This is a genomic window from Bradyrhizobium zhengyangense (genome assembly GCF_022012435.1).
In the GTDB taxonomy this organism is placed as follows: Bacteria; Pseudomonadota; Alphaproteobacteria; order Rhizobiales; family Xanthobacteraceae; genus Bradyrhizobium; species Bradyrhizobium zhengyangense.
Genome location: NZ_JAKLUA010000005.1, coordinates 412,502 through 433,975 on the forward strand (window position 1 = coordinate 412,502; position 21,474 = coordinate 433,975).

Annotated in this window: 17 protein-coding genes; 9 read left to right on the forward strand and 8 right to left on the reverse strand. The window is 62.9% G+C overall.

What is annotated here, in order from left to right:
• The first annotated feature begins 323 nt into the window (after positions 1-323).
• Both L6637_RS19070 and L6637_RS19075 read left to right on the forward strand, forming a co-directional pair.
• Positions 324-1,001, forward strand: coding sequence for a hypothetical protein (locus L6637_RS19070; RefSeq protein WP_237859699.1), 678 nt, complete (start codon positions 324-326; stop codon positions 999-1,001).
• Positions 1,002-1,137: 136 nt separating this feature from the next.
• Positions 1,138-2,493, forward strand: a complete 1,356-nt coding sequence (locus L6637_RS19075; RefSeq protein ID WP_237871682.1) for a hypothetical protein — start codon at positions 1,138-1,140, stop codon at positions 2,491-2,493.
• Positions 2,494-2,694: 201 nt separating this feature from the next.
• On the opposite strand, the gene L6637_RS19080 is transcribed toward L6637_RS19075, so the two are convergent.
• The 4 genes from L6637_RS19080 to styA all read right to left on the reverse strand — a co-directional run bounded on the left by L6637_RS19080 (position 2,695) and on the right by styA (position 6,794).
• Entirely contained in the window at positions 2,695-3,858 is a 1,164-nt protein-coding gene (locus tag L6637_RS19080) for a hypothetical protein (protein ID WP_237859704.1), read from the reverse strand.
• A 77-nt stretch (positions 3,859-3,935) separates the two neighbouring features.
• Entirely contained in the window at positions 3,936-4,412 is a 477-nt protein-coding gene (locus L6637_RS19085) for a histidine phosphatase family protein (protein WP_237859706.1), read from the reverse strand.
• Positions 4,413-5,045: 633 nt separating this feature from the next.
• Positions 5,046-5,531, reverse strand: a complete 486-nt coding sequence (gene styB, locus L6637_RS19090; RefSeq protein WP_237859708.1) for a styrene monooxygenase NADH-dependent flavin reductase subunit StyB — start codon at positions 5,529-5,531, stop codon at positions 5,046-5,048.
• 12 nt (positions 5,532-5,543) lie between these two features.
• A complete protein-coding gene (gene styA, locus L6637_RS19095) occupies positions 5,544-6,794 on the reverse strand; it encodes a styrene monooxygenase subunit StyA (RefSeq protein WP_237859710.1) in 1,251 nt (416 codons plus the stop codon).
• Between the two features lie 106 nt (positions 6,795-6,900).
• On the opposite strand from styA, the gene L6637_RS19100 reads away from it, so the two are divergent.
• Positions 6,901-7,824, forward strand: coding sequence for a LysR family transcriptional regulator (locus L6637_RS19100; protein ID WP_237859711.1), 924 nt, complete (start codon positions 6,901-6,903; stop codon positions 7,822-7,824).
• Between the two features lie 30 nt (positions 7,825-7,854).
• Entirely contained in the window at positions 7,855-8,877 is a 1,023-nt protein-coding gene (locus L6637_RS19105; protein ID WP_237859714.1) for an LLM class flavin-dependent oxidoreductase, read from the forward strand.
• An 82-nt stretch (positions 8,878-8,959) separates the two neighbouring features.
• Here L6637_RS19105 and L6637_RS19110 read toward each other — a convergent pair whose 3' ends face one another.
• From L6637_RS19110 to L6637_RS19120, 3 genes are all read right to left on the reverse strand, one after another.
• Positions 8,960-9,418, reverse strand: a complete 459-nt coding sequence (locus tag L6637_RS19110) for a hypothetical protein (RefSeq protein ID WP_237859716.1) — start codon at positions 9,416-9,418, stop codon at positions 8,960-8,962.
• A gap of 10 nt (positions 9,419-9,428) precedes the next feature.
• A complete protein-coding gene (locus L6637_RS19115) occupies positions 9,429-9,647 on the reverse strand; it encodes a hypothetical protein (protein ID WP_237861285.1) in 219 nt (72 codons plus the stop codon).
• Between the two features lie 204 nt (positions 9,648-9,851).
• Positions 9,852-10,448 carry a TetR/AcrR family transcriptional regulator gene (locus L6637_RS19120; RefSeq protein WP_237859718.1) on the reverse strand — a complete coding sequence of 199 codons (597 nt, stop codon included), beginning with the start codon at positions 10,446-10,448 and terminating at the stop codon, positions 9,852-9,854.
• 87 nt (positions 10,449-10,535) lie between these two features.
• Here L6637_RS19120 and L6637_RS19125 point away from each other — a divergent pair, with 87 nt between their 5' ends.
• From L6637_RS19125 to L6637_RS19145, 5 genes are all read left to right on the forward strand, one after another.
• A complete protein-coding gene (locus L6637_RS19125) occupies positions 10,536-11,846 on the forward strand; it encodes an MFS transporter (RefSeq protein ID WP_237859720.1) in 1,311 nt (436 codons plus the stop codon).
• Positions 11,847-12,037: 191 nt separating this feature from the next.
• Positions 12,038-13,135: a glycoside hydrolase family 3 N-terminal domain-containing protein gene (locus L6637_RS19130; RefSeq protein ID WP_237859722.1), complete on the forward strand. Its 1,098-nt coding sequence runs from the start codon at positions 12,038-12,040 to the stop codon at positions 13,133-13,135.
• A 203-nt stretch (positions 13,136-13,338) separates the two neighbouring features.
• Positions 13,339-14,571, forward strand: coding sequence for an efflux RND transporter periplasmic adaptor subunit (locus L6637_RS19135; protein ID WP_237861286.1), 1,233 nt, complete (start codon positions 13,339-13,341; stop codon positions 14,569-14,571).
• Positions 14,572-14,579: 8 nt separating this feature from the next.
• Positions 14,580-17,765 carry an efflux RND transporter permease subunit gene (locus L6637_RS19140; protein WP_237859724.1) on the forward strand — a complete coding sequence of 1,062 codons (3,186 nt, stop codon included), beginning with the start codon at positions 14,580-14,582 and terminating at the stop codon, positions 17,763-17,765.
• Positions 17,762-20,860, forward strand: a complete 3,099-nt coding sequence (locus L6637_RS19145; RefSeq protein ID WP_237859726.1) for an efflux RND transporter permease subunit — start codon at positions 17,762-17,764, stop codon at positions 20,858-20,860. Before L6637_RS19140 ends, L6637_RS19145 begins: the two co-directional genes overlap by 4 nt.
• Here L6637_RS19145 and L6637_RS19150 read toward each other — a convergent pair.
• Positions 20,850-21,458 carry a DUF2478 domain-containing protein gene (locus L6637_RS19150; protein ID WP_237859728.1) on the reverse strand — a complete coding sequence of 203 codons (609 nt, stop codon included), beginning with the start codon at positions 21,456-21,458 and terminating at the stop codon, positions 20,850-20,852. The genes L6637_RS19145 and L6637_RS19150 overlap by 11 nt on opposite strands.
• Between the last annotated feature and the right edge of the window lie 16 nt (positions 21,459-21,474).

Here is a 21,474-nt window from a genome sequence, read left to right on the forward strand (position 1 = left end):
ACCAAGCGGACTTGGTGTCAGATTGCAACTTTAGCCCAATCGCATTTTTCGGCCATGTGAAGTGGTTCACAACCTTCGGTCGCAGCCTGCTCTAACGTTGCAGACTAAAGCACGATGAGATTGGTTTGAATCGTCATCGCGCTTTAGCTCCTTGTTTGAGCATGATCTGTTCGGAAAACCGCTTCACACCTTTGCGGATCATGCTCTGACGGGATCTGCTCAACCGGCCGGGAGCGCTGGAGCCACCTCGCTCTTCTCGCTTTCAGGAGGCAAGCAAGGTCCGACGCGACATCAAGACTGACTATCTTCGGTGAGGAGACGCCATGTCCAAAATCCCTGGATTTTGTTCGGTTCTGCTTTTGGGACTGTCAGTTGCAGCGAGCGCTCTTGCGCAGCCTGCGGGAACCGACGACGCCGATATGAAGAAAGAGAAGCTCTTTCCAGTCGGCAACGGAACAGGACTCACGCATTTTCGAGTCGTCATGCCCGGGGTCCTGTATCGCGGCGGCACCGAAGGTTCTCGCGCTGGTGTCGACGGTCCACGCCGACCGCTGCAAAATCAATCTCTTCAGGCACTTTGCAAAGCCGGCTTCTCGCAGGCGGTGTACGCGTATCGAACCGGATGGAACGGAACCGAGAATGTCAGCTGCGCTGCTAATTCGCTCCAATATGACTATCACCAGTGGGACAACCGCGCGGCCTTGAGAACGGTGTTCGTCAAGCTCCATGACATCATCACTCAAGGCAAGGGGGCGATGTACGTCCATTGCTGGTATGGCCTGCACGCTTCCGGTTTTATCTCGGCCGCGGCCCTCGCTCAATTTTGCGCTCCAGCGGGATGGGATTCCCACAAAGCGGCCGACTATTGGGATAGCGTGATCCCGCCCAAGATCCGTTATCCAAAAGAGCACGACCAAGTCGCGAATTTCGTACGGTTCACCGATCCAGAGCTGCAAATTTCCGAGCAGGACGCGGCTCGCGTCTGTCCGCAATACCATTGAGGCAAGCGCTCTGCGCTGAACCGCAGCCAGTCGCCGCGGTCGGCGCGGCGGATGGAAGTAGCGAATGCAAACCAATCGGAGAACTCGCGCCAGCGGGTTTTCCTCCACGTGCCAAACGAGACTGGGAGGACACGCGATGAGACCAGTGCGTTTCACTCAGCTTCTACTGCTGCCGCTGCAGCTCCTGGGTTCGGCATACGCCCATGCCGGCTTGTCGGTCGACCCTGCGCGCGGCGAACAGACCATGCAGATTCCGGTGCCCGGCAGAAATGCCGAGATTTGCGTCGTCCCCAAGCACCTCGCCGCAGGGAGATATTTCGACAAGGACATCGAGATCGAGAGTCGGCTTTGCAATATCGACGAGCATCAGAATTCCGCTGTTTGTCCGAAACTCAACAGCACCAATCCGGGTCTTGACCTCTATTCACTCCCCCAAGGAGGCACTCCCCAACAGGTCGAGGCCGCTCGTTGCAACACTGCCGGCGCCCACAAGATAGCCAAATACAAGCTGAGCTCCAGCTGCAGCTACACGCCATCCATCCTCGGCTACTACCATCTGTCGCGCATGCTCGGTGGCATCGCTGACGTACCTCCGGCAGTTCTGCGCACGTTTGACCTGCAAAATCATATTGCCCTCGGTCGCGCGGCTCTGGCGGAGACCGCCTCGAACAGTCTTATTCATCAGACTTGGGCAAGCCTGATGGCGCAATTGACGGCAGGCGCGAATGGCAAGAGGCGGGATTCTCTGTTAACCACCGACTTCACCCAATCGTATGGCGCCCTTAGCGAAAATCCAAAGCACGAAAGCTTCTATAAGGAGTTCTTCAACGGCGGAGCCAACAACGTAGCCCGCGCGTCGAACTTCCGCGACAAGAACCCGATCGTGCAAATGCTGGCCCATAACGCGGACATCAGTACGTTGGTGGGACGAAGTTTCACAACCGAAAACGTTCAGAAGATGGTACAGCTCAAGGATGCCGCGGACTTGATCGTGATCGACACGCTGATGAACCAGCAGGATCGCTTCGGCAACATCCACTATCTTATGACCTATTACTACATCGACGCTGCCGATCTGGACGCGGATGGCAGCCCGAAGCTGAAGTCGAGCAAGAACTTGACGCCCGAAGAGGCTGCGAAACTGGGAGCCGTTCAACTCAAGAAGATGCTCCTGAAAGACAATGACTGCGGGGTCGCAAAGGAGAATGTTGCAAATCAAGTCGGCCTGTCCGGTCGTATTGCGCACATCGATCCAAGGACCTACCTCCTTCTTCAGCAACTTGACGCTGTTGCCGATTCCCCTGAAATGAAGGATTTCTTCGTCCGAGAACTGGTTTTTACTGCCGACGATTACGCCAACATCCGAAAGAATCTGAAGGACCTTGCGACCAAGCTGCATCAAGCATGTCTAAAAGGCGGCCTGAAGCTCGACTTGAATCTGCAGGCCCACTTCTCGAACCAAACAGTCAAAGTCACGAGTTGCGAGCCGTGAGAGCGATCACTCCGATGCCGCGGCAGCTGTATCCTGATCTGCTTGTCGTCAAGAGACGCATGAGCGAAGCCATTCCTGGATCGGCTGGGAATGCCCCAGGACTGCTCGGCCCGAAGTGAGTGAAACAGCATTCAACCGATGGCGGAGCACTTTGCTGCGGGCGAGTACGATAGCCGCGCCATTTCATTGCGTCTCGCAGACTCAGTCAAAGTAGGCTTTATCGCCGAACTTGGTTTCGGTAGCTCGGACATAGTCCAGCACAAGCCCTAAGTTCCTTCTGAGCCGCTGAACATTGATAGCCGCGCTGTTCTGGGAATAGAGACCGAGGTCGGTGACGAATACTTCAGGATCGGAATATCCGAGATAGCCGGTCGCGGGGGTGTCAAGGAATCGTTTCAGATCAGCCAGTTTCTGGATGACGCCGCGATCGAAGCGGCTGAACCAGGTCAGATTATGCGCGTTCCAACTGTCGCTGAGATCTGCACCGCCGTTATCAGTCATGTAGAAATGAGCGCGGCCTTGATCGTCTTTCCGGATCGCCACGTTGCCGCCGCTGTACCGGTCCCACTGCTGGGTGATGGCGTCGATCGTCATGATGACCGAATATTCCCGCGCGAGCTCGAGTTCGTCGCCGTCATAGCCGGTTTTCAAAGTCAGGCTCTTGCCTGCCATCGGTTTCTCATTCGCGGCCTGCAGGAACCGAATGATTGGATGACCGGCGTTCGGCGCGCCATTCGACGCGGCGTGGGTATTGGCGATCGCGTCGAACGCGACGCCCGTCTCATCCTTCTTGGCCTTGACACATCCCTTCAAGGGCGGCCCGGATTGTATGGCCTTCAATATCCGGGCCTTGTTGGCCAACCGTGCAGACCCGTGAATGCTGTACTTTCCGATAAGAGATCTGAACGCTTGGCTCGCGATCGGACCAAGCTCGTAGCGCGCGGCGGGGCGATATATCCGGTCGTATCCAAGGATGGTACTGAGATTGAAAGCCGCTATCTCGACGTCGGGATTGGCTGAGCTGTTCCGTGGGACGAAGGATCCGCGCGACTTATAGCCCTTCGGATCCGACGTATCGATCTTCTCGATCTTCATATTGATCGAGGTCGAACCGGACAACTCCTTGAATGTATAGCTGGAGCTATCCTCAAGGTTCATTCCCTTCCACTTCTTCATCCAATCCTTGCTGTCAGCTGAAAGCGATTGGCCCTGCGACTGGAGCGCTTCCGGCACTGGAAAACTCTGGATCTCGTAACCGGGCGGCGCGGCGCGCAAGGGAGCCGGCACAAATGCCGCAGCCAAAGCCGCCAGAAAAAACGTTCCTGTCACCAGAACGGATGTTCGCTCCTTCGGCAACCGATCCATTGTTTCCTCTCGAAATTGTTTCCTCTCGGAATTTTTCACCGCGACGGTCGATCGACCAGCGACCTTCAGACACGACGTCAGAACGGCTCCCGCACTTTCGTAACCTCGGGTGTTTCGCGATCCTTCGCAAACTTGACTTGAAGAATGAGATCGAAAACATCGCCTTTCCAAGGATCCGGATAATCGCCCGCCGATGCCTTCAGCGCATGCATCATTGGCGGAACATTTCCGTGATGCCAACAGACGACGACGAGCGCGCCATCAAAAGCATCGCTCTTGCGAAGGTGGTGAGCCAGCGCGCCGTAATCCTGATCGGCGTAGGTTTCATCGATTGTCAGGTGACATTGCCTGGCAAGAGGCTCCAGCGTCTGAATTGGACGCCGACTGTGCTTCGAAGCAGCGGTCGCAAATAGCCACTTCGGCTTTCCGAACGTCGCTGGAATGTATTGAGCCAGCCGTTGCGCGCGAGCTTTGCCGGCGGGAGTGAGGTCGGGATCAAGCGGATCGTCCGACTTTTCGCCGTGTCGCATTACCAAAATCACCTTAGCGGTCATGATAGAAATGCTCCCTATTGCCGTCTGCGGTCAAGCAACAGAATTTCTACACTGACGTTCCGCGATTTCGTTTCTTGCCTTTTCAGCTTGCGTGGCCGCTGATGACTGCCAAGCGCAGCCCAAGCTCGATGACCGGCACTGTTTTCCAGCAGGTCTTGTGTAGCAGGACTTCGCTCGACCAAATGTAAGCTAAATCACAGTGCCGATCGGGAGGTCGATCGTACACTCAAGCATACCGGGCGCTCATTTCCCGTCGCGGACTTCGGCTGCAATGAAATGGTTAGGCCGAATGCCACTTTATGGCGTATTCCCCGATTGGCCTGCTTCTCTGCGGTGGAATTGGATTGCACGACAGCTTAGACGAACCAAGAGGGTCAACAATGTCGAAAAGGCCATCCATTCAACATGAATACCATCCCAAACGCGATCGCCTGGAAATCACCATCAAGCATTACTCGCTCGAGAGGAAATCAGAGCGGGAGGATTTGGTGGAGCACCTTCTTAAAAGGCTTAAGAGGGGTGCAGGTCTCGCAAAGAAGCTCAAGCGCGCAAAAAATCCATGGAAGGAAACCAGAATACCTGAGGTAGGAGATTGATCGTGCGTAGATCGCTCATTTGCGATTGCCCGCGGCCTCATCTCTCCACCGGCACCCCCGCCCCGCGATGATACCGGCTGGAAAAGAACACCAGTGGCGTGGTGTCGCGATGGTCGCAGGCCGAGACTTCGGCGATGATCAGGGTGTGGTCGCTGACGTCGACGAGGCGGGTGACCTCGCAGGCGAACCAGGCGATGCATCCCTGCAGGCGCGGCAGGCCATCGACGATGTCGTAATCCGGAGCAGCGCCGGTGTTCGGCTGGCTGGCGAAATGCCGCGACAGGTCGCGGCCGTGGTCGGGCAGGACGTTGACGCAATAGCGGCCGGTGGCGGAGATCGCGCGGTGCATGCGGCCCGGCATGACGGAGACCAGCACGGTCGGCGGCGACAGGCTGACGGTGACAAAACTGTTCGCGGTCATGCCGCAAACGCTGCCGTGCTCGTCGAGCGCGGTCAGCACCGCGACGCCGGTCGCGAAGCGTGATGCGGCTTCGCGGAACGATGCGGGATTGGCGCGCTGCATCTTACTCTTCGCTCACGCGATCGCCCTGACGGGCTCTGACGGCGCCGACATGCGTTCGATCCAGGCCCGGATGCGCTGCGGCGTCGAGATGCGGTCCCACTGCCGGTCCGGATAGTTGAAATTCTCGGTGAACTCGTTGGCGAGCGCCGGGTTCTGGCTCATCGCGCCGATCAGCATGCCGAGCGCTTCCGTCGGCGGTTGCAGCATCACATTGGTCCAGCGCGAGGCCGCCAGCACGCGGTCCTGCCGCTTCAAATCGATCTTCTCGCAGAGGCGCGCATCGAGCGCGTCGGCGTTGACGATCTCCTCGCCGAGCACGAAGGCCGCGTAGGAGGCGACATTGGCGCCCTGCCCCATCATGGGGTCGACGATGGCGTGGACGTCGCCGAGCGCGATCGCGCATTTGCCGTCGTCGAACTCGACCATCGTGTTGCGCACGGTCGGGACCACGCCGCCTTGCAAGAGATCCTGCGGCTGCGCCAGATCGAACCTGAGGGTGTCGATGCGATCGTAGGTGGTGGGATGATGCTTCTCCAGCTTGCCCAGGAGCACCTGCAGGAAGTGCTTTGGATTGTCCTCGTAGCTGAGCGTCGCCAGCTCCTCCATGTCGCCGCCGGGCACGTTCTCCATCAACAGCGCGTTGGCGATGCCGCCGAAGGTGACGGTCGGGATCACGATCATCTCGCCATGGCCCGGCGACACCGAGAGCGTGACGTTCATGGGATCGGGCTGCCGCACGCCGGTGTAGAGCCCGACGCAGAGGCGCCGCTGCGGCTGCTGATAGGGCGAGTGCTCGGGACGATAGGTGAAGAGCTGGCCGAGCGGCCCCTTGCCTGTGGAGACGACGAGCAGGTCGAAGCGCGCGACCAGCGGAGCGATGTCGCGCTCCTCGATCCTGTTGTACTCGATCTTGCCGCCGCGCTTCATGAAGTCCTGCATCAGGGCAGGAAGATAGAGCCTGTAATCGACGGCGCGGCTCGCTTTCGAGAAGTCGCCGCGGAAGCTGAGCGGCTGCGGGAAGTTGAAGACGTGGTCGTGGTAGTAATAATGGTCCTTCGGGTCGGTCCAGTGATTGACGCCGAGATAGTCCTCGCGTGCGATCGTGACGTGGTGATGGGCGACGGTGTTGAGCAGCCTGAGGTCGCGATACTCCTCCGGCGGGCGGTCCGTGATTATCGTCGCATCCACGCCGTGCTTTTGCAGATACAGCGCGAGATGCAGGCCGGCGATGCCGGCGCCGACGATTCCGATATGGCGTCCCATGTTGATCCCTCCCCTGTGATTGCTTGTTTTGAGGAAGCCTAGCGATCCGCCGTATTGCCCGCTACGGAATAGATGGGATATAATTTATTCCAGACTGGAATGAATTATGGACCGGATCGATTGCCTGCGCGCCTTCGTTCGCACCCTCGAGGGGGGCAGCTTCTCGGCCGCGGCCAAGGAGCTCGGCATCGGTCAGCCCGCGATCAGCAAGCGCATCGCGATGCTGGAGAGCGAGTTCGGCACGCAGCTGTTTTCGCGCACGACACGTACGCTGAAGCCGACCGCCGAGGCGCACCGCATCTACGATCTCGCACGTCAGATTCTCGACAGCTTCGACATGGCGCGATCGAGTGTCGAGCACGCAGCGCCCCGCCCCACCGGGAGCTTGCGGATCGGCGTGCCGTCGTCGTTCGGGCGGCGCTACATGATGCCTGTCATCGCCGAATATGTGCGGAATTATCCGGAGGTGCGGGTCGATATCCGCTTCAGCGAGCGGCTCGTGAACCTGGTGGAAGAGGGCATCGAGCTGGCGTTGCGGATCGGAAATCTGGAGGCCAGTACATTGATCGCGCGCCGGCTCGGCACCGTGCAGCGCTATCTGGTCGCGACGCCGACCTATCTGCATGGCCGGCCGCTGCCGCGAACGCCCGACGATCTCAGCTCGCACCAGTGCATCGTCTATTCCAGGATGTCACCGGCGCAGCAATGGGCGTTCGAATCCGAGCACGGCCGTCACGTCGCATCGATCAACGGCCCCATTCACGTCGACGACGCCGATGCGATGCAGGAGGCGACGATGCACCATCTTGGCATCGCCATTTTGCCCGAATGGAATGCCGCGGAGGGTCTTCGCAGCGGCGAGCTCGAGCATGTGCTGCCGGACTACAGCATCGCCGCGCTGCCATTGCACGCGGTCTATCCCGAGACGCAGTGGATGTCGCTGCGTGCACGCAGCTTCCTGGATCTCCTGGTCGAGCGCGCCGGGCACTTTGTGCTACCGTCACCGCATACCCAACCCGCTAGCGGTTGACGCCGCTTCTTCCGGCATTAAATGACGCTCATGAAAAAGATCGGATTCCTGTCCTTCGGACATTGGACACCCTCGCCGCAATCGCAGACGCGCTCGGCGGCAGACACGCTGCTGCAATCGATCGAGCTTGCCGTTGCTGCCGAACAGCTCGGCGCCGATGGCGCCTATTATCGCGTGCACCATTTCGCGCGGCAGCTTGCCTCGCCCTTCCCGCTGCTCGCGGCCGTCGGCGCCAGGACCAGCACGATCGAGATCGGCACGGCCGTGATCGACATGCGCTACGAGAACCCGCTCTACATGGTGGAGGACGCAGGAAGCGCCGATCTGATCGCCGGCGGGCGGCTGCAGCTCGGCATCAGCCGCGGCTCGCCCGAGCAGGTGATCGACGGCTGGCGCTACTTCGGTTATCGCCCGGCCGAGGGCCAGAGCGATGCCGACATGGGCCGCCGCCACGCGGAAGTCTTTCTCGACCTGCTGCGCGGCCAAGGGTTCGCCGAGCCCAATCCGCAGCCGATGTTTCCGAACCCGCCGGGGCTGTTGCGCCTGGAGCCGCATTCGGCCGGCCTGCGCGAACGGATCTGGTGGGGCGCCGGCTCGAACGCCACCGCGGTGTGGGCCGCAAAGCTCGGCATGAATCTGCAGAGCTCGACTCTGAAGAACGACGAAACAGGCGAAGCCTTTCACGTGCAGCAGGCCGCGCAGATCCGCGCCTATCGCGCGGCATGGAAAGAGGCCGGCCACACCAGAGAGCCCCGTGTCTCCGTCAGCCGCAGCATCTTCGCGCTGATGGACGATCGCGACCGCGCCTATTTCGGCCGCGAGCGCGGCGGCGAGGACCAGATCGGCTTCATCGACCCACAGACGCGGGCGATCTTCGGCCGCTCCTACGCCGCCGAGCCTGACGCGCTGATCGAGCAACTCAGACAGGACGAGGCAATCGCCGCGGCCGACACGCTGCTGCTGACGATTCCGAATCAGCTCGGCGTCGACTATTGCGCGCATGCGCTCGAGGCGATCCTGAAGCATGTGGCGCCGGCGCTGGGGTGGCGATGAGGAGCCGCCGCGTAGGGCTCGAAGATCGAATGGATGATCTTCCGCGTCGATTTGATCGGGCAGCCCTTTTTGCTCAGCTCGGTCAGCCGCCATCCAGGCTGTGACTGATGCGCGTGACGACGCCGTCCCATTGCCGCTTCTCGGCCGCGGGATAATTGATCAGCACGCAATGCACGTAACGGCTCTTGAAGTTGCAGCGGTCGTACCAGATCTTGTCGCGCTTGATGCTGGAGACGACGAAGAAGTCCGGTGCGATCCGCTTGTAGACGATCCCCGACGGTGGCTGCTTCGTGGCGAGGAATGCGGCGGGCGAAATTCCGGGCTGGCGGGGAACGGCCTGCACGGTGAGGTCGGCGGCACCGTCGGATGTGCGAAATTGCTGGCCAAATCCGTCGGGCTTGCCGGCCTGCTCGGTAAAGATCGAGGTGGGAATCTCGACCGACGTTCCGGACTGGGGAATGCGATAGGTGGTCCAGTCGTCGGCCCGGGCGGCGGACGATGTGATCGCCAGCGCAACGACGATGGCAGCAGAAGTGTTCATGTCGACCTCTTCAGTTGCGCGTTGCCAGTTGCAGTTCCATCAAGGCAATCCTTTGCAGGTTCAGGATGTCGCGTTCGCCCGCGCCTGCGGTGCGCAGGATGGATTCGGCGAGCGCATTGACGTGCGAGGAATGCACGGGCTCCGGCAGGGTCGCGACCGCAGCTTCCAGGGCGATGGTCATGAGATCGATCACCTCCGGGGAAAATTCTGCGTTGGCAAAGTTCTTCATCTCGCGAAGCCGGCCGCTGGTGCGAGCCGCCGATCTAACGTCGGGAAAAACTGGAGGTTCCTGCGGCACCTGATCCAGTCCATCAAGCCGAGTTGACGCGCGTGAGGCCTTCGCGCCAATCACCAGGGCAATTGCGCCATCCTTCGACATTGCCGCAGGCGCGCTTCGCGCCACGATCTTCTCACATGAGATCGCGAAGCCCGCTCACCCCGCCTTCACGCTCGCATCGATCAGCAGCTTCGCGGCCGCGAGCGCCGACTGCGCGGGGCCGTCTTCGGATTGCTGGCCGGTGACGTAGATGCCTTCGATCAGGAGGAGAAGCGCATCACCCAGCACGTTCGGCTGGCGCGCGCCCATTTGGGCGGCGAGCTCGCGCAGGCGCTTGCGGAACACCTTCTTGTGCGCTTCGGCGACTTGCCGGGCCGGATTGTCCCGCGAGGGATACTCCACCGCGGCGTTGCTGAGGCCGCAGCCGCGATAGCCCCTGGCGACCGCGCGGGAGGCAAGCTGACCGATATAAGCGAGCACATGATCGCGCGCATTGCCGTAGGCCTTGCCGCCGGGCCGCTCGAAATTCTCCCAGAAGTTCAGATCGTAGTCGCGCAAATAGGCGGCGGCGAGATCGTCCTTGGAGGCGAAGCTGCGATAGAGGCTCGGCTTGGTGACGCCGGCGCGGTCCACGACCTCGTCGACGCCGACGGCGCGGATGCCCTCGCGGTAGAACAGCTCGCTGGCGGAGGCGCGGATGCGGTCGGCGGCGCGGAGCGGCGCCTCGGTGGGCTTTTCGGCTTTTTTCGTCATCTGGCTCCGAAGCCTCCAAGACAGGCTTGACAATGTTACTGACCGGTACGTACTAATACCGCAGCCCAATACGTACCGGTAAGTAACATGCCCTCATCCCCCGTTCAACCTGCCTCCCTTCAATCCTCCGCCATCTCCCGGCGGCCGTTCGGCCCAAACTACGCCTTCGTCGTCATTGCCGTGATCTTCCTGGCGCTGCTGGCCTCGGCCGGCCTGCGCGCGACGCCGGGCGTGCTGATGCTGCCGCTGCAGAAAGCCTTCGGCTGGGACGTCAGCGTGATCTCGTCGTCGGCCGCCGTCGGCATCTTCCTCTACGGCCTCGCCGGTCCCTTCGCCGCGGCCGTGATGCAGCGCTTCGGCATCCGCCGAACCGTGCTCGGCGCGCTCATGCTGATGTCGGTCTCGACGGCCATCAGCTATTTCATGACCGCGCCATGGCAACTGTTCATGAGCTGGGGACTGCTCTCCGGCATCGGCTCGGGCGCGGTCGCCAACGTGCTCGGCGCGACCATCGTCAATCGCTGGTTCACCACCAATCGCGGCCTCGTCATGGGACTTTTGACGGCGAGCACCGCGACCGGCACGCTGATCTTCATGCCGGGCCTGGCATCGCTGGTCGAATATGGCGGCTGGAAGCCCGTCGTGCTGACGGTGGCCGCATGCTGCGCGGCCCTGATCCCGCTGGTGTATTTTCTGGTGCCGGAGCGCCCCTCTGCGATCGGCCTGCGCTCCTATGGCAGCACGCATGAGGATCAACCCGCCGCGCCGGTGCAAGGCAATCCGTTCGTCGCGGCAATCGGCAACCTCATCCGCGCCGCGAAGACGCAGACCTTCTGGTTCCTGTTCGCGACCTTCTTCATCTGCGGCTTCACCACCAACGGCCTTGTCGGCACCCATCTGATCGCGTTCTGCGGCGATCACGGCATCTTCGAGGTGCAGGCCGCAAGCCTTCTGGCGCTGATGGGCTTCTTCGACCTGTTCGGCACCACGCTGTCGGGCTGGCTCACCGATCGCTTCGATCCGCGCAAGCTCTTGTTCTTCTATTACGGCCTGCGCGGGCTGTCGCTGATCTACCTGCCCTACTCGGATTTCTCCTTCGTCAGCCTCTCCGTGTTCGCCGTGTTCTACGGCCTCGACTGGATCGCGACCGTGCCGCCGACCGTGCGCATCGCCAACGAAGCCTTCGGCGACAAGAACGCGCCGCTGATCTTCGGCTGGGTGGTCGCCGGCCATCAACTCGGCGCGGCCTGCGCCGCGTTCTTCGCCGGCTTCATGCGCTCGTCGCAGGGCGATTATCTGCAGGCCTTCATGATCGCCGGCGCAACCGGCATCGTCGCGGCCGTGCTGTCGCTGATGATCGGCCGGCGGCCGGTGCAGCCGCAGCTGGCTGCGGCTTAGGCGACGGCAATCACCATTACGGCTGGTCGGCGCCAGGCGTCGACCAGCGATTTGAATATTGATTTTGTTAAGGAAATTTGAAATACATTGCCACGATGCGAGCCGCGCGCTGGCTCGCGCAGGAGCTGAGAGTTCGCGTTGCGTCCGGCTCCATCTCAATCAACCCTGACAATCTGTGGCGGTCCCGGCAGATGAGCGATTCCCTTCTTGCAACGGTTGGCGACCATTTCTTCATTGGCTTGAAGCCGACCAGCGTCCTCGATGACCGCGACCGCGCGCTGCTGCGCGATCTCCGGCCCGCCGGCGTCATCCTCTACAAGAGCAATTTCCGCCACGACCTGCCTTACCGGGACTGGCTCTCGGTCCACCGGGATCTGATCGATGCGATCCGCGATGCCTCGCAGCGCGACAAGCAGTTCATCGCGATCGATCACGAAGGCGGACGCGTCTGCCGCACGCCAGCCCCGATCACGCGCTTTTCCTACGCGGCGCGATGGGCCGGCACCGCGGAGCAGGTCGGCGACGCCATGGGCGCCGAGCTTGCGTCGCTCGGCTGCAACCTCAATTTCGCGCCGGTGCTGGACATTCACAGCAACCCCGCCAACCCCGTGATCGGCGAGCGCGCCCTCGGCCGCACGGCCGACGATGTCATCAAGGCGATGCTGCCGTTCGCCAGGGCGATGGAGCGCCAGGGCGTGCGGGCCTGTGGCAAGCATTTTCCCGGCCATGGCGACACGCAGGTGGATTCGCATCACGAATTGCCGGTGCTCGATCTCGATCTCGAGCAGATCAAGGCGCGCGAGCTCAAGCCGTTTGCCGCGGCGATCGCCGGCGGCATCGGGATGATGATGACGTCGCACATCCTGTACCGGAAGCTCGATCCCAACGATCCCGTGACGCTGTCGCGCACGATCACGCACGGGCTGTTGCGCGAGGCGATGAAGTTCGACGGCGTGATCGTGTCCGACGACGTCGGCATGCGCGCGATGGCGGGCCGGCTCGACGCGCCGGACTCCGGCGCCCGCTTCATGGCCGCCGGCAACGACATGCTGATGATCTGCTCGCACCTCACCGACACCGAACGCGCCCGCTTCCTCGCCCAATCGATCATCAACGGCGTCGACGCCGGCAAGCTCGATCCGGCGGTGCTGGCGGCTTCGAGCCAGCGCGTCCGCGCGATGCTCGACAGCACCGCGCAAAATCAGGTGTCGGAGTTGTCAGACGAGGTGCTCGCCCGCCATCGCGGAGCCGGCACTCAATTCGAGGCGGCGACCGTCGAAGTCGTCTAGCGCCCGCGCCCCCAGTCCATCCGCCAACCAACCGTTCATCGACGCCAGCGCCGTTGATCTCGATATGCTACGCGTGCTAATGTTACTGATGGTAGCACATGGATCCTGCCGATAGCAACTTCAGGTTGCTTCGTGCTAGGGAGATCCCGCCCCGGGCACGTCAGGCCTGGCGTCGGCGATCAGCTCAGGTGGTGGGTTTGAACGTGAAACGCGCAGCAAAACTCCTCATCGGCGCGCTGGTCGTGCTGCCGGCAGGCTATGCGGCCTATCATTTCAGAGATGATATCAAGAGCCTCAAGCTCCCGTTCGCGCTGCCCTTCATGCAGGCGGCGGAAGCCGAGCAAGGTCCCGCCGGGATGCCTCCACCGCGGCCGCCGGTCGCCGTGAAGGTCGCCGCCGCGAAGGCGGAGGACGTGCCGATCTACCTGACCGGCATCGGCACCATCCAGGCTTCCAACACCGTCAACGTGCAGAGCCGAGTCGACGGCGAGATCGTCCAGATCCTTTTCCAGGAAGGACAGGACGTCAAGCAGGGCGACATCCTCGCGGTGATCGATCCGCGCCCGTTCCAGGCCCAGTTCGATCAGCAGATCGCGGTCAGGCAGAAGGACCAGGCGCTGCTCGATGGCGCCCAGATCGACATGGAGCGCTATGACGCGCTGATCAAGACCGCCGCGATCTCGCGGCAGATCGTGGACCAGCAGCATGCACTGGTCGAGCAATACAAGGCGCAGATCCGCAACGACGACGCCCAGATCGAATATGCGCGCACGCAGCTCGGCTTCACCAACATCCGCGCGCCGATCGGCGGTCGGCTCGGCATCCGCCTGGTCGACCAGGGCAATTACGTGCGCGCGGTGTCGCCGACGACCATCGTCACCGTGACGCAATTGCAGCCGATCTCGGTGATCTACACGCTCGCGGCGGTCGCGGTCGGCCAGACCCGGCTCAGCCTCGGCCAGGCCGAGGCGCCAGTGGTCGCGCTCACCGCCGACAATTCGACCGAGCTCGACAAGGGCACGATCACGCTGGTCGACAACCAGGTCGACCAGGCCAGCGGCACGATCAAGCTGAAGGCGAGCTTTCCCAACAAGGCGCTGAAACTCTGGCCGGGCAATTTTGCCAACGGGCGGATCACGGTGGACACGCGCAAGAACGCGATCACCGCGCCGGCCATCGCCGTGCGGCACGGGCCGCGCGGGGATTTCGTCTGGGTCGCGAAGGCGGACGATACGGCCGCGTTCCGCCCCGTCACGGTCGGGCAGATTTTTGACGGACGCGCGCTGATCGACAAGGGCCTCGCCAAGGGCGAGCGCGTCGTCACCGACGGCTATTACCGGCTCGAGAATGGCGCCCGCATCACCATCGAGGGCCAGACGCCGACCGCCAAGGCGCAGTCCACCACTCAGCCGCGCTCCGAGTCCCGCGTTGACTGAGGCCCGCCATGTCCGCGCCCTTCATCCTCCGGCCGATCGCAACGACGCTGATGATCGTCGCGGTCGTGCTGCTGGGCATGCTCGGCTATCGTGAACTCCCGATCGCACCGCTGCCGAATGTCGACTTTCCCACCATCCAGGTGGTGACGCGCTATCCGGGCGCTTCGGCAACCGTCGTCGCAACCTCGATCACCGCGCCGCTGGAGCATTATTTCGGCACGATTTCGGGGCTGACCGACATGAGCTCGACCAGCTCGTACGGCAACAGCCAGATCACGCTGCAGTTCGACCTCTCGCGCAAGATCGATGCGGCCGCGCAGGACGTGCAGGCGCGGATCAATGCGGCCGCAGGGTGGATACCGGTCGAGCAGCTGCCGAGCCCGCCGACCTATCGCATGGTCAATCCGGCCGATACGCCGGTGCTGATCCTGGCGCTGACCTCGAAGACGATGCCGCTGCACGAGGCCAACGATCACGCTGCGACCATTCTGGTGCCGAAACTGTCGCAGATCCCTGGCGTCGGCGCCGTCAGCATCGAGGGCGGGCAGACCCGGGCGGTGCGGCTGCAAATGAACCCGACGCGGCTGGCCGGGCTCGGCCTCTCGCTCGACGACGTCCGCCGCGGCATCGCCGCCACCACCGCCGACAATCCGAAGGGCTCGCTCGATGGTCCGAGGCAGGCATTTCACGTCGACACCAATGACCAGCTATTCACCGCGGAGGCCTATCAGGACGCGGTGATCGCCTATCGCAATGGCGCGCCGGTGCTGCTGCGCGATGTCGGCACCGCCATCGACAGCGTCGAGGATTCCGAGCAGGCGGCCTGGTTCCAAGGCGAGCGCGCCGTGCTGCTGGACATCCAGCGGCAGCCCGGCGCCAACACCATCGAGGTCGTGGACGCCATCAAGAGCATTTTGCCGAAGCTGCAGGACTCTCTCCCCGCGGCGCTGAAGATTTCCGTGGTCAGCGACCGCACCACGACGATCCGCGCCGCGATCCACGACGTGCAGTTCACACTGGTGCTGACGGTGGCGCTGGTGGTGCTGGTGATCTTCATCTTCCTGCGCAAGCTGTGGGCGACGGTGATTCCGAGCGTCACGCTGCCGGTGTCGCTGATCGCGACCTTCGGCGTCATGGCGCTGTGCGGCTTCAGCCTCGACAATCTTTCGCTGATGGCGCTGACGATTGCTTCAGGCTTCGTCGTCGACGACGCCATCGTGATGATCGAGAACATCGCACGCTATGTCGAGGACGGCGAGGATCCGCTTCAAGCAGCCCTGAAGGGCGCGCGGCAGATCGGCTTCACCATCGTGTCGCTGACGGTGTCGCTGATCGCCGTGTTCATCCCGCTGCTGCTGATGGGTGGCGTGGTCGGCCGGCTGTTCCGGGAATTCGCCATCACGCTGTCCTTTGCCGTCGTCATCTCAGGCCTCGTTTCGCTGACACTGACGCCGATGATGTGCGCGCAGCTGTTGCGGCACGAGGATCCCAATGCGCCGCACGGCTTGCTGTACCGTATCAGCGAGCGCGGCTTCGACGCCTCCGCAGGCTTCTATCTGTGGGGGCTCGACTGGGTGCTGAAGCATCGCAACCTCACGCTGGTCTTCACCGTGCTCACGCTGATCGCCACCGGAATGCTTTATGTCGCGATCCCGAAGGGATTCCTGCCCCTGCAGGACACGGGTCTCTTGATCGGCACCACGGACGCGGCCCAGGATATCTCCTTTGCGGCGATGGCCGAGCGGCAGCAGCAGCTGGCGGCCGTGATCGCGCGCGATGGCGATGTCGTCACCGTCGGCAGTTTCGTCGGCATCGGCTCGGTCAACACCACCTTGAACAGCGGCCGGCTCTATATCGACATCGGCAGCCCCGACGCGCGGAAATCGTCGGCGGCAGCGGTGATGGCGCGGCTGCAACATGCGGTCGAGGGCGTTCATGGCATCACGCTGCATCTGCAGCCGGCGCAGGATCTGCAGATCGAAACGCGTGTCTCGCGCACGCAATACCAATATGCGCTGCAGGATCTCGACGAGGACGAGCTTCGGCTCTGGAGCCGCCGGCTGGTCGATGGCTTACGCAAGCGGCCGGAGCTCGCCGACGTCGCCGACGACCGCCAGGACGAAGGCCTGCAGATGTCCGTCACCATCGACCGCCCGCTGGCGGCGAGCTACGGCGTCAGCCTGAACACGATCGACCAGACGCTGTATGACGCATTCGGCCAGCGCCAGATCGCGACGGTATTCGGACCGCTGACGCAGTACCACGTGATCATCGAGGTCGACCCGGCGCTGCGCAACGATCCTGATATCCTCGGCAAGATCTATCTGACTGCGGCCGCGGCCCAGGCCAGCACGATCGATCAGCAGACCGGCGGCTTCAGCGCCGCCTTCAGCAAGGCGTCCGCGCCGGTGCCGCTGTCGGCCTTCGCGCGGATCGAGCGGCAGCACGCCCCGCTGCTGATCTCGCATCAGGGCCTGTTTCCGGCCACGACGATTTCGTTCAATCTGGCCGACGGCGTGTCGCTGAGCCAGGCGACGGCGGCACTGCGCCGGACCGAACGAGAGATCGGACTGCCGGACGCGGTCACGACCAAGCTGATCGGAACCGCCGCCGAGTTCGCCAATTCGCTCAGCGACGAGAAATGGCTGCTGCTGGCCGCGATCGTGACCGTCTATCTGATCCTCGGCATGCTCTATGAGAGCTACATCCACCCGATCACGATCCTGTCGACCTTGCCGTCGGCCGGCATCGGCGCGTTGCTGGCCTTGATGCTGTACCGGCAGGATCTCAACCTGATCTCGCTGATCGGCATCATCCTCCTGATCGGCATCGTCAAGAAGAACGCCATCATGATGGTGGACTTCGCGCTCGCAGCCGAGCGTGAGGACGGCGCATCCTCGTTCGACGCCATCAGGCAGGCCTGCATCCTGCGCTTCCGCCCGATCATGATGACGACGATGGCGGCGCTGTTCGGCGCGCTGCCGCTCGCGATCGGCTCGGGCACCGGCTCCGAATTGCGCCAGCCGCTCGGCATTTCCATCGTGGGCGGACTGATCGTCTCCCAGGTGCTCACGCTCTATACGACCCCGGTGGTCTATCTGGCGTTCGCTTCGCTGCGCACCCGGTTCGGATGGCGATCCGCACCCGCCGGTGATTCGGCGGCGCTGCCGCAGGCGGAGCGGCCGACGCCGTGAGCATCACCGCACAATTCGTGCTGCGGCCGGTGGCGACGACGCTGCTGATGATCGGCGTGTTTCTGCTCGGTTGCGTCGCTTATTTCCGCCTGCCGATCGCTTCGGTGCCGGCGGTCGAGCGGCCCACGATCGGGATCTACGCACCGTTTCCCGGAGCAAGCCCGGCAACGGTTGCGAACGCGCTGTCGCAGCCGCTCGAGACAACGCTCGCGCTGATCCCCGGAGTCAACGAAATCACCTCGTTCAGCGCCATGGGCGGCACCAGCATCACCGTGCAGTTCGAACTCTCGGTCGATCTCGACGCCGCCGCCGGCGCAGTCCAGGCCGCCATCAACGCGGCGGGCCCGAACCTGCCGAAGGGCCCGTGGCCGCCGACCTATTGGAAGGCGAACCCCGCAGGCGCCGCGGTCGTGGCGCTCGCATTGACGAGCGACGTGTTCACATCAGGCGAGGTCTACAGCCTCGCCGACGGCGTGATCTCGCCAAAGCTGTCGCAACTGCCGGGCGTGGCCCGGATCGTCGTCAGCGGCGCCGAGCGAAGCGCGGTCCGCATCCAGGTGTCGCCGACCCGGCTCGCGGCCATGAACCTGTCGCTGGAGGCGGCGCGCGTCGCCGTCCTCAACGCATCGCAGAACCTGCCGAAGGGCGCGGTCTCGGTCGACGGCCAGCGCCTGACCATCGAGGCCAACGACCAGTTGCTTCAGGCCTCCGACTATCGGGACATCGTGCTGGCCTGGCGCAACGGCGCCCCTGTTCGGCTCGGCGACGTCGCAGCCGTGACCGACAGCGTCATCAACAACCGCCTCGCTGGTTGGTATGGCACCGAGCGCGGCATCGTCCTGTTCGTCTACAAGCAGTCGGACGCCAACATCGTCGAGACCGTCGATGCGATCAAGGCCGAGCTGCCGGAAATCCAGCTCTGGCTGCCGCCCGGGATCAAGCTGCACACGGTCTATGACCGCACCACGCTGATCCGGGCCGCCGTGAACGACGTCAAGCTCACGCTCGTGGTCGCCTCGGCGCTGGTCGTGCTGGTCATCGCGCTATTCCTGAGGCGCTTCTGGGCGACCGTGATCCCGAGCGTGACCATTCCGGTCTCGCTCGCCGCGACCTTGTTCGTGATGAGCCTGTGCGGATTCAGCCTGGACAATCTGTCGCTGATGGCCCTGACCATCGCCGCCGGCTTCGTCGTCGACGACGCCATCGTCATGATCGAGAACATCATCCGCCGCATGTCCGAGGGCGAGCCGGCGCTGCAGGCCGCCATCAACGGTACCAGGCAGATGGTGTTCACGGTCGTCGCCATCACCGTCGCCTTGATCGCGGCGCTGATCCCGATCCTGTTCATGCCTGACGTGGTCGGGCGCTATTTCCGCGAGTTCGGCGTGACGCTGGTGGCCGCCATCGTGTCCTCGGCGGTGATCTCGCTGACACTGACACCGATGATGTGCGGTCATCTGCTCGATCGTGGCCGGCAGCGGCTGCACAATCCCGATGCGATCCCAGCGCGACGCACCTTCTATGCGCGCAGCCTCGACTGGACGCTACGTCATCGTATTCTCACCGTCCTTGTCATCACCGCCCTGACCGGGGCCAGCGTCTGGCTCTATCTGAAACTGCCGAAAGGTTTCATGCCGACCCAGGACACCGGCGTGATGTTCGTGCGGACCGTGGCCCCTTCCAACATCTCGTTCCTGTCCATGGAGGACCGACAGCGCGCCGTCGGCGAGGCGATCCTGCAGGATCCCGCGATATCAGGCCTGACGTCCTTCATCGGCGAGGGCAACGGCAACGCGCTCAGCATCGGGCAGATGCTGGTCGCGCTCAAGCCGCCCGATGTGCGCAAGCTGTCGATCCAGCAGGTGATCGCCCGGTTGCGCGAGCGCATGAACCAAATCGACGGCGTCAGGGTCTTCTTCGTGCCGCTGCAGGATCTCAATCTCGGCGTTCAGGCCAGCGGCTCGCGTTATCAATATACGCTGTGGGGCATCGACGAAAACGAGGTGATACGCGCCGCAGAAAACATGATCCGCCGTGTCCGCGGCATTCCTCAAATCATCGACATCATCCCGAGCTGGGAAACCGGCGGCTTGCAGGCCGGGCTGACGATCGACCGCATTCGCGCCGCGATGCTCGGCGTCACGCCGGTTGCGATCGACAACACGCTCAATGACGCCTTCGGCCAGCGACAGGTCAATCTGTTGTTTTTCCCGACCAATTATTCGCGCGTGATCTTCGAGGTCGAGCCGCAGGCGGCAACCGGCCCCGATTCCATCAGCCAGATCTATGTGCCGAGTGCCAGCGGCAAAGCGGTGCCGCTGACGGCCCTGACCCGGCCGCAGCGCGCGCACGCCGCGATGTGGGCCCGTCACAGCGCCCAGTTTCCGGCCGCGACGATCTTTTTCGACATCAAGCCCGGTACGTCGATCGGCGACGCCATCGCCTCGATCCGCAAGGAGGAGGCCACAGCCAAGCTGCCCGACGACATCAAGGCGGAGTTCCGCGGCGAGGCCAAGGAGGCGGACAAATCGATCGTCAAGCAGGCGGCGCTGTTCGCGGCGGCCCTGGTCGCGATCTACCTCGCGCTCGGCATGCTCTACGAGAGCTACGTCCATCCGCTGACGATTCTGTCGACCTTGCCGCCGACCGCCTTCGGGGCGCTGGTCGCGCTGTGGGCGACCGGAACACAGTTCACGCTGGTGACCACCATTGCCTGCATCCTGCTGGTCGGCATGGTGATGAAGAACGCCATCATGATGGTCGACTACGCGCTCGATGCCGAGCGGCACCGCGGCCTCGATGCCAGGCAGGCCATCCTGCTCGCCGCACGGCTGCGGGCCCGGCCCATCACCATGACGATGCTGGCCGCTTTCCTCAGCGCTGCCCCGATCGCCCTCGGCACCGGCCCCGGCTTCGAGATCCGCCAGCCGCTCGGCATCACCATCATGGGCGGGCTCGTCGTCGCGCAGCTCTTCACGCTGTACTCGACGCCGGCGATGTACCTGATCCTGGACGGGTTGAGGCGGCGGAAGAAAGCGACGGCAGGTCAGATGCTCGCTGCCGGCAGCGCGCCTCTTCCCGATCTCAACGGCTAAGACGGGCCACGCTTTGCGCCCATCGTTCGACCTCGCCGGTATCGGCCCGCAGCTCTGTTCCGAGACCGCCGGCGAAGCTGCGCCACGCCTGCAGATTGCCCTGGGGCACGCCGATCACCACGACGATGTTCCGCTCGATGGCCGAGGCAATCAGCTCGAGCAGCCCTCCTCCATCGCACTCGGCCTTGCCGAACTTGTTGAGGACGAGGACGTCAGGCAACGTTTCAAGGCTTTTTGCGATGTTCACCGCGACCTCAGCGAGAGCTCCCTCATCGAGCCGACAACCGGCAGCGCCAGCGCCGCGATCTTCGAAGATCGGCGTCCGGCGTCCGGTTGCGAGGTCCTCAAGCACCACATCGCAGCGCCGCTCCGGCGTGGCGTCAACGACGTGCTGCAGCACACCGGCAAGCATGAGGCCGCGCCCTCGACAGGCGGCCACGAGCGCCTCGAACACCGATGCAGGATAGCTGTTCTGGGGATAGACGAACGCGGTCAGCGGTGAAGCAGGCCGCGGCACCGGATCGGACTTGGGACTATCGGACTTGGGACTATCGAACTTGGGAATATCGAACTTGGGAACAGAGAGAGAAGCAGGCATCGTGAATTGATCCCAG

What these genes read in the sequence shown, in the direction of transcription:
- L6637_RS19085 (WP_237859706.1), bottom strand. Translation starts at nt 4,412, where the DNA reads ATGACCGCTAAGGTGATTTTGGTAATGCGACACGGCGAAAAGTCGGAC.
- L6637_RS19070 (WP_237859699.1), top strand. Translation starts at nt 324, where the DNA reads ATGTCCAAAATCCCTGGATTTTGTTCGGTTCTGCTTTTGGGACTGTCA.
- L6637_RS19120 (WP_237859718.1), bottom strand. Translation starts at nt 10,448, where the DNA reads ATGACGAAAAAAGCCGAAAAGCCCACCGAGGCGCCGCTCCGCGCCGCC.
- L6637_RS19115 (WP_237861285.1), bottom strand. Translation starts at nt 9,647, where the DNA reads ATGAAGAACTTTGCCAACGCAGAATTTTCCCCGGAGGTGATCGATCTC.
- L6637_RS19105 (WP_237859714.1), top strand. Translation starts at nt 7,855, where the DNA reads ATGAAAAAGATCGGATTCCTGTCCTTCGGACATTGGACACCCTCGCCG.
- L6637_RS19075 (WP_237871682.1), top strand. Translation starts at nt 1,138, where the DNA reads ATGAGACCAGTGCGTTTCACTCAGCTTCTACTGCTGCCGCTGCAGCTC.
- L6637_RS19100 (WP_237859711.1), top strand. Translation starts at nt 6,901, where the DNA reads ATGGACCGGATCGATTGCCTGCGCGCCTTCGTTCGCACCCTCGAGGGG.
- styA (WP_237859710.1), bottom strand. Translation starts at nt 6,794, where the DNA reads ATGGGACGCCATATCGGAATCGTCGGCGCCGGCATCGCCGGCCTGCAT.
- L6637_RS19080 (WP_237859704.1), bottom strand. Translation starts at nt 3,858, where the DNA reads ATGGATCGGTTGCCGAAGGAGCGAACATCCGTTCTGGTGACAGGAACG.
- L6637_RS19150 (WP_237859728.1), bottom strand. Translation starts at nt 21,458, where the DNA reads ATGCCTGCTTCTCTCTCTGTTCCCAAGTTCGATATTCCCAAGTTCGAT.
- styB (WP_237859708.1), bottom strand. Translation starts at nt 5,531, where the DNA reads ATGCAGCGCGCCAATCCCGCATCGTTCCGCGAAGCCGCATCACGCTTC.
- L6637_RS19110 (WP_237859716.1), bottom strand. Translation starts at nt 9,418, where the DNA reads ATGAACACTTCTGCTGCCATCGTCGTTGCGCTGGCGATCACATCGTCC.
- L6637_RS19125 (WP_237859720.1), top strand. Translation starts at nt 10,536, where the DNA reads ATGCCCTCATCCCCCGTTCAACCTGCCTCCCTTCAATCCTCCGCCATC.
- L6637_RS19130 (WP_237859722.1), top strand. Translation starts at nt 12,038, where the DNA reads ATGAGCGATTCCCTTCTTGCAACGGTTGGCGACCATTTCTTCATTGGC.
- L6637_RS19140 (WP_237859724.1), top strand. Translation starts at nt 14,580, where the DNA reads ATGTCCGCGCCCTTCATCCTCCGGCCGATCGCAACGACGCTGATGATC.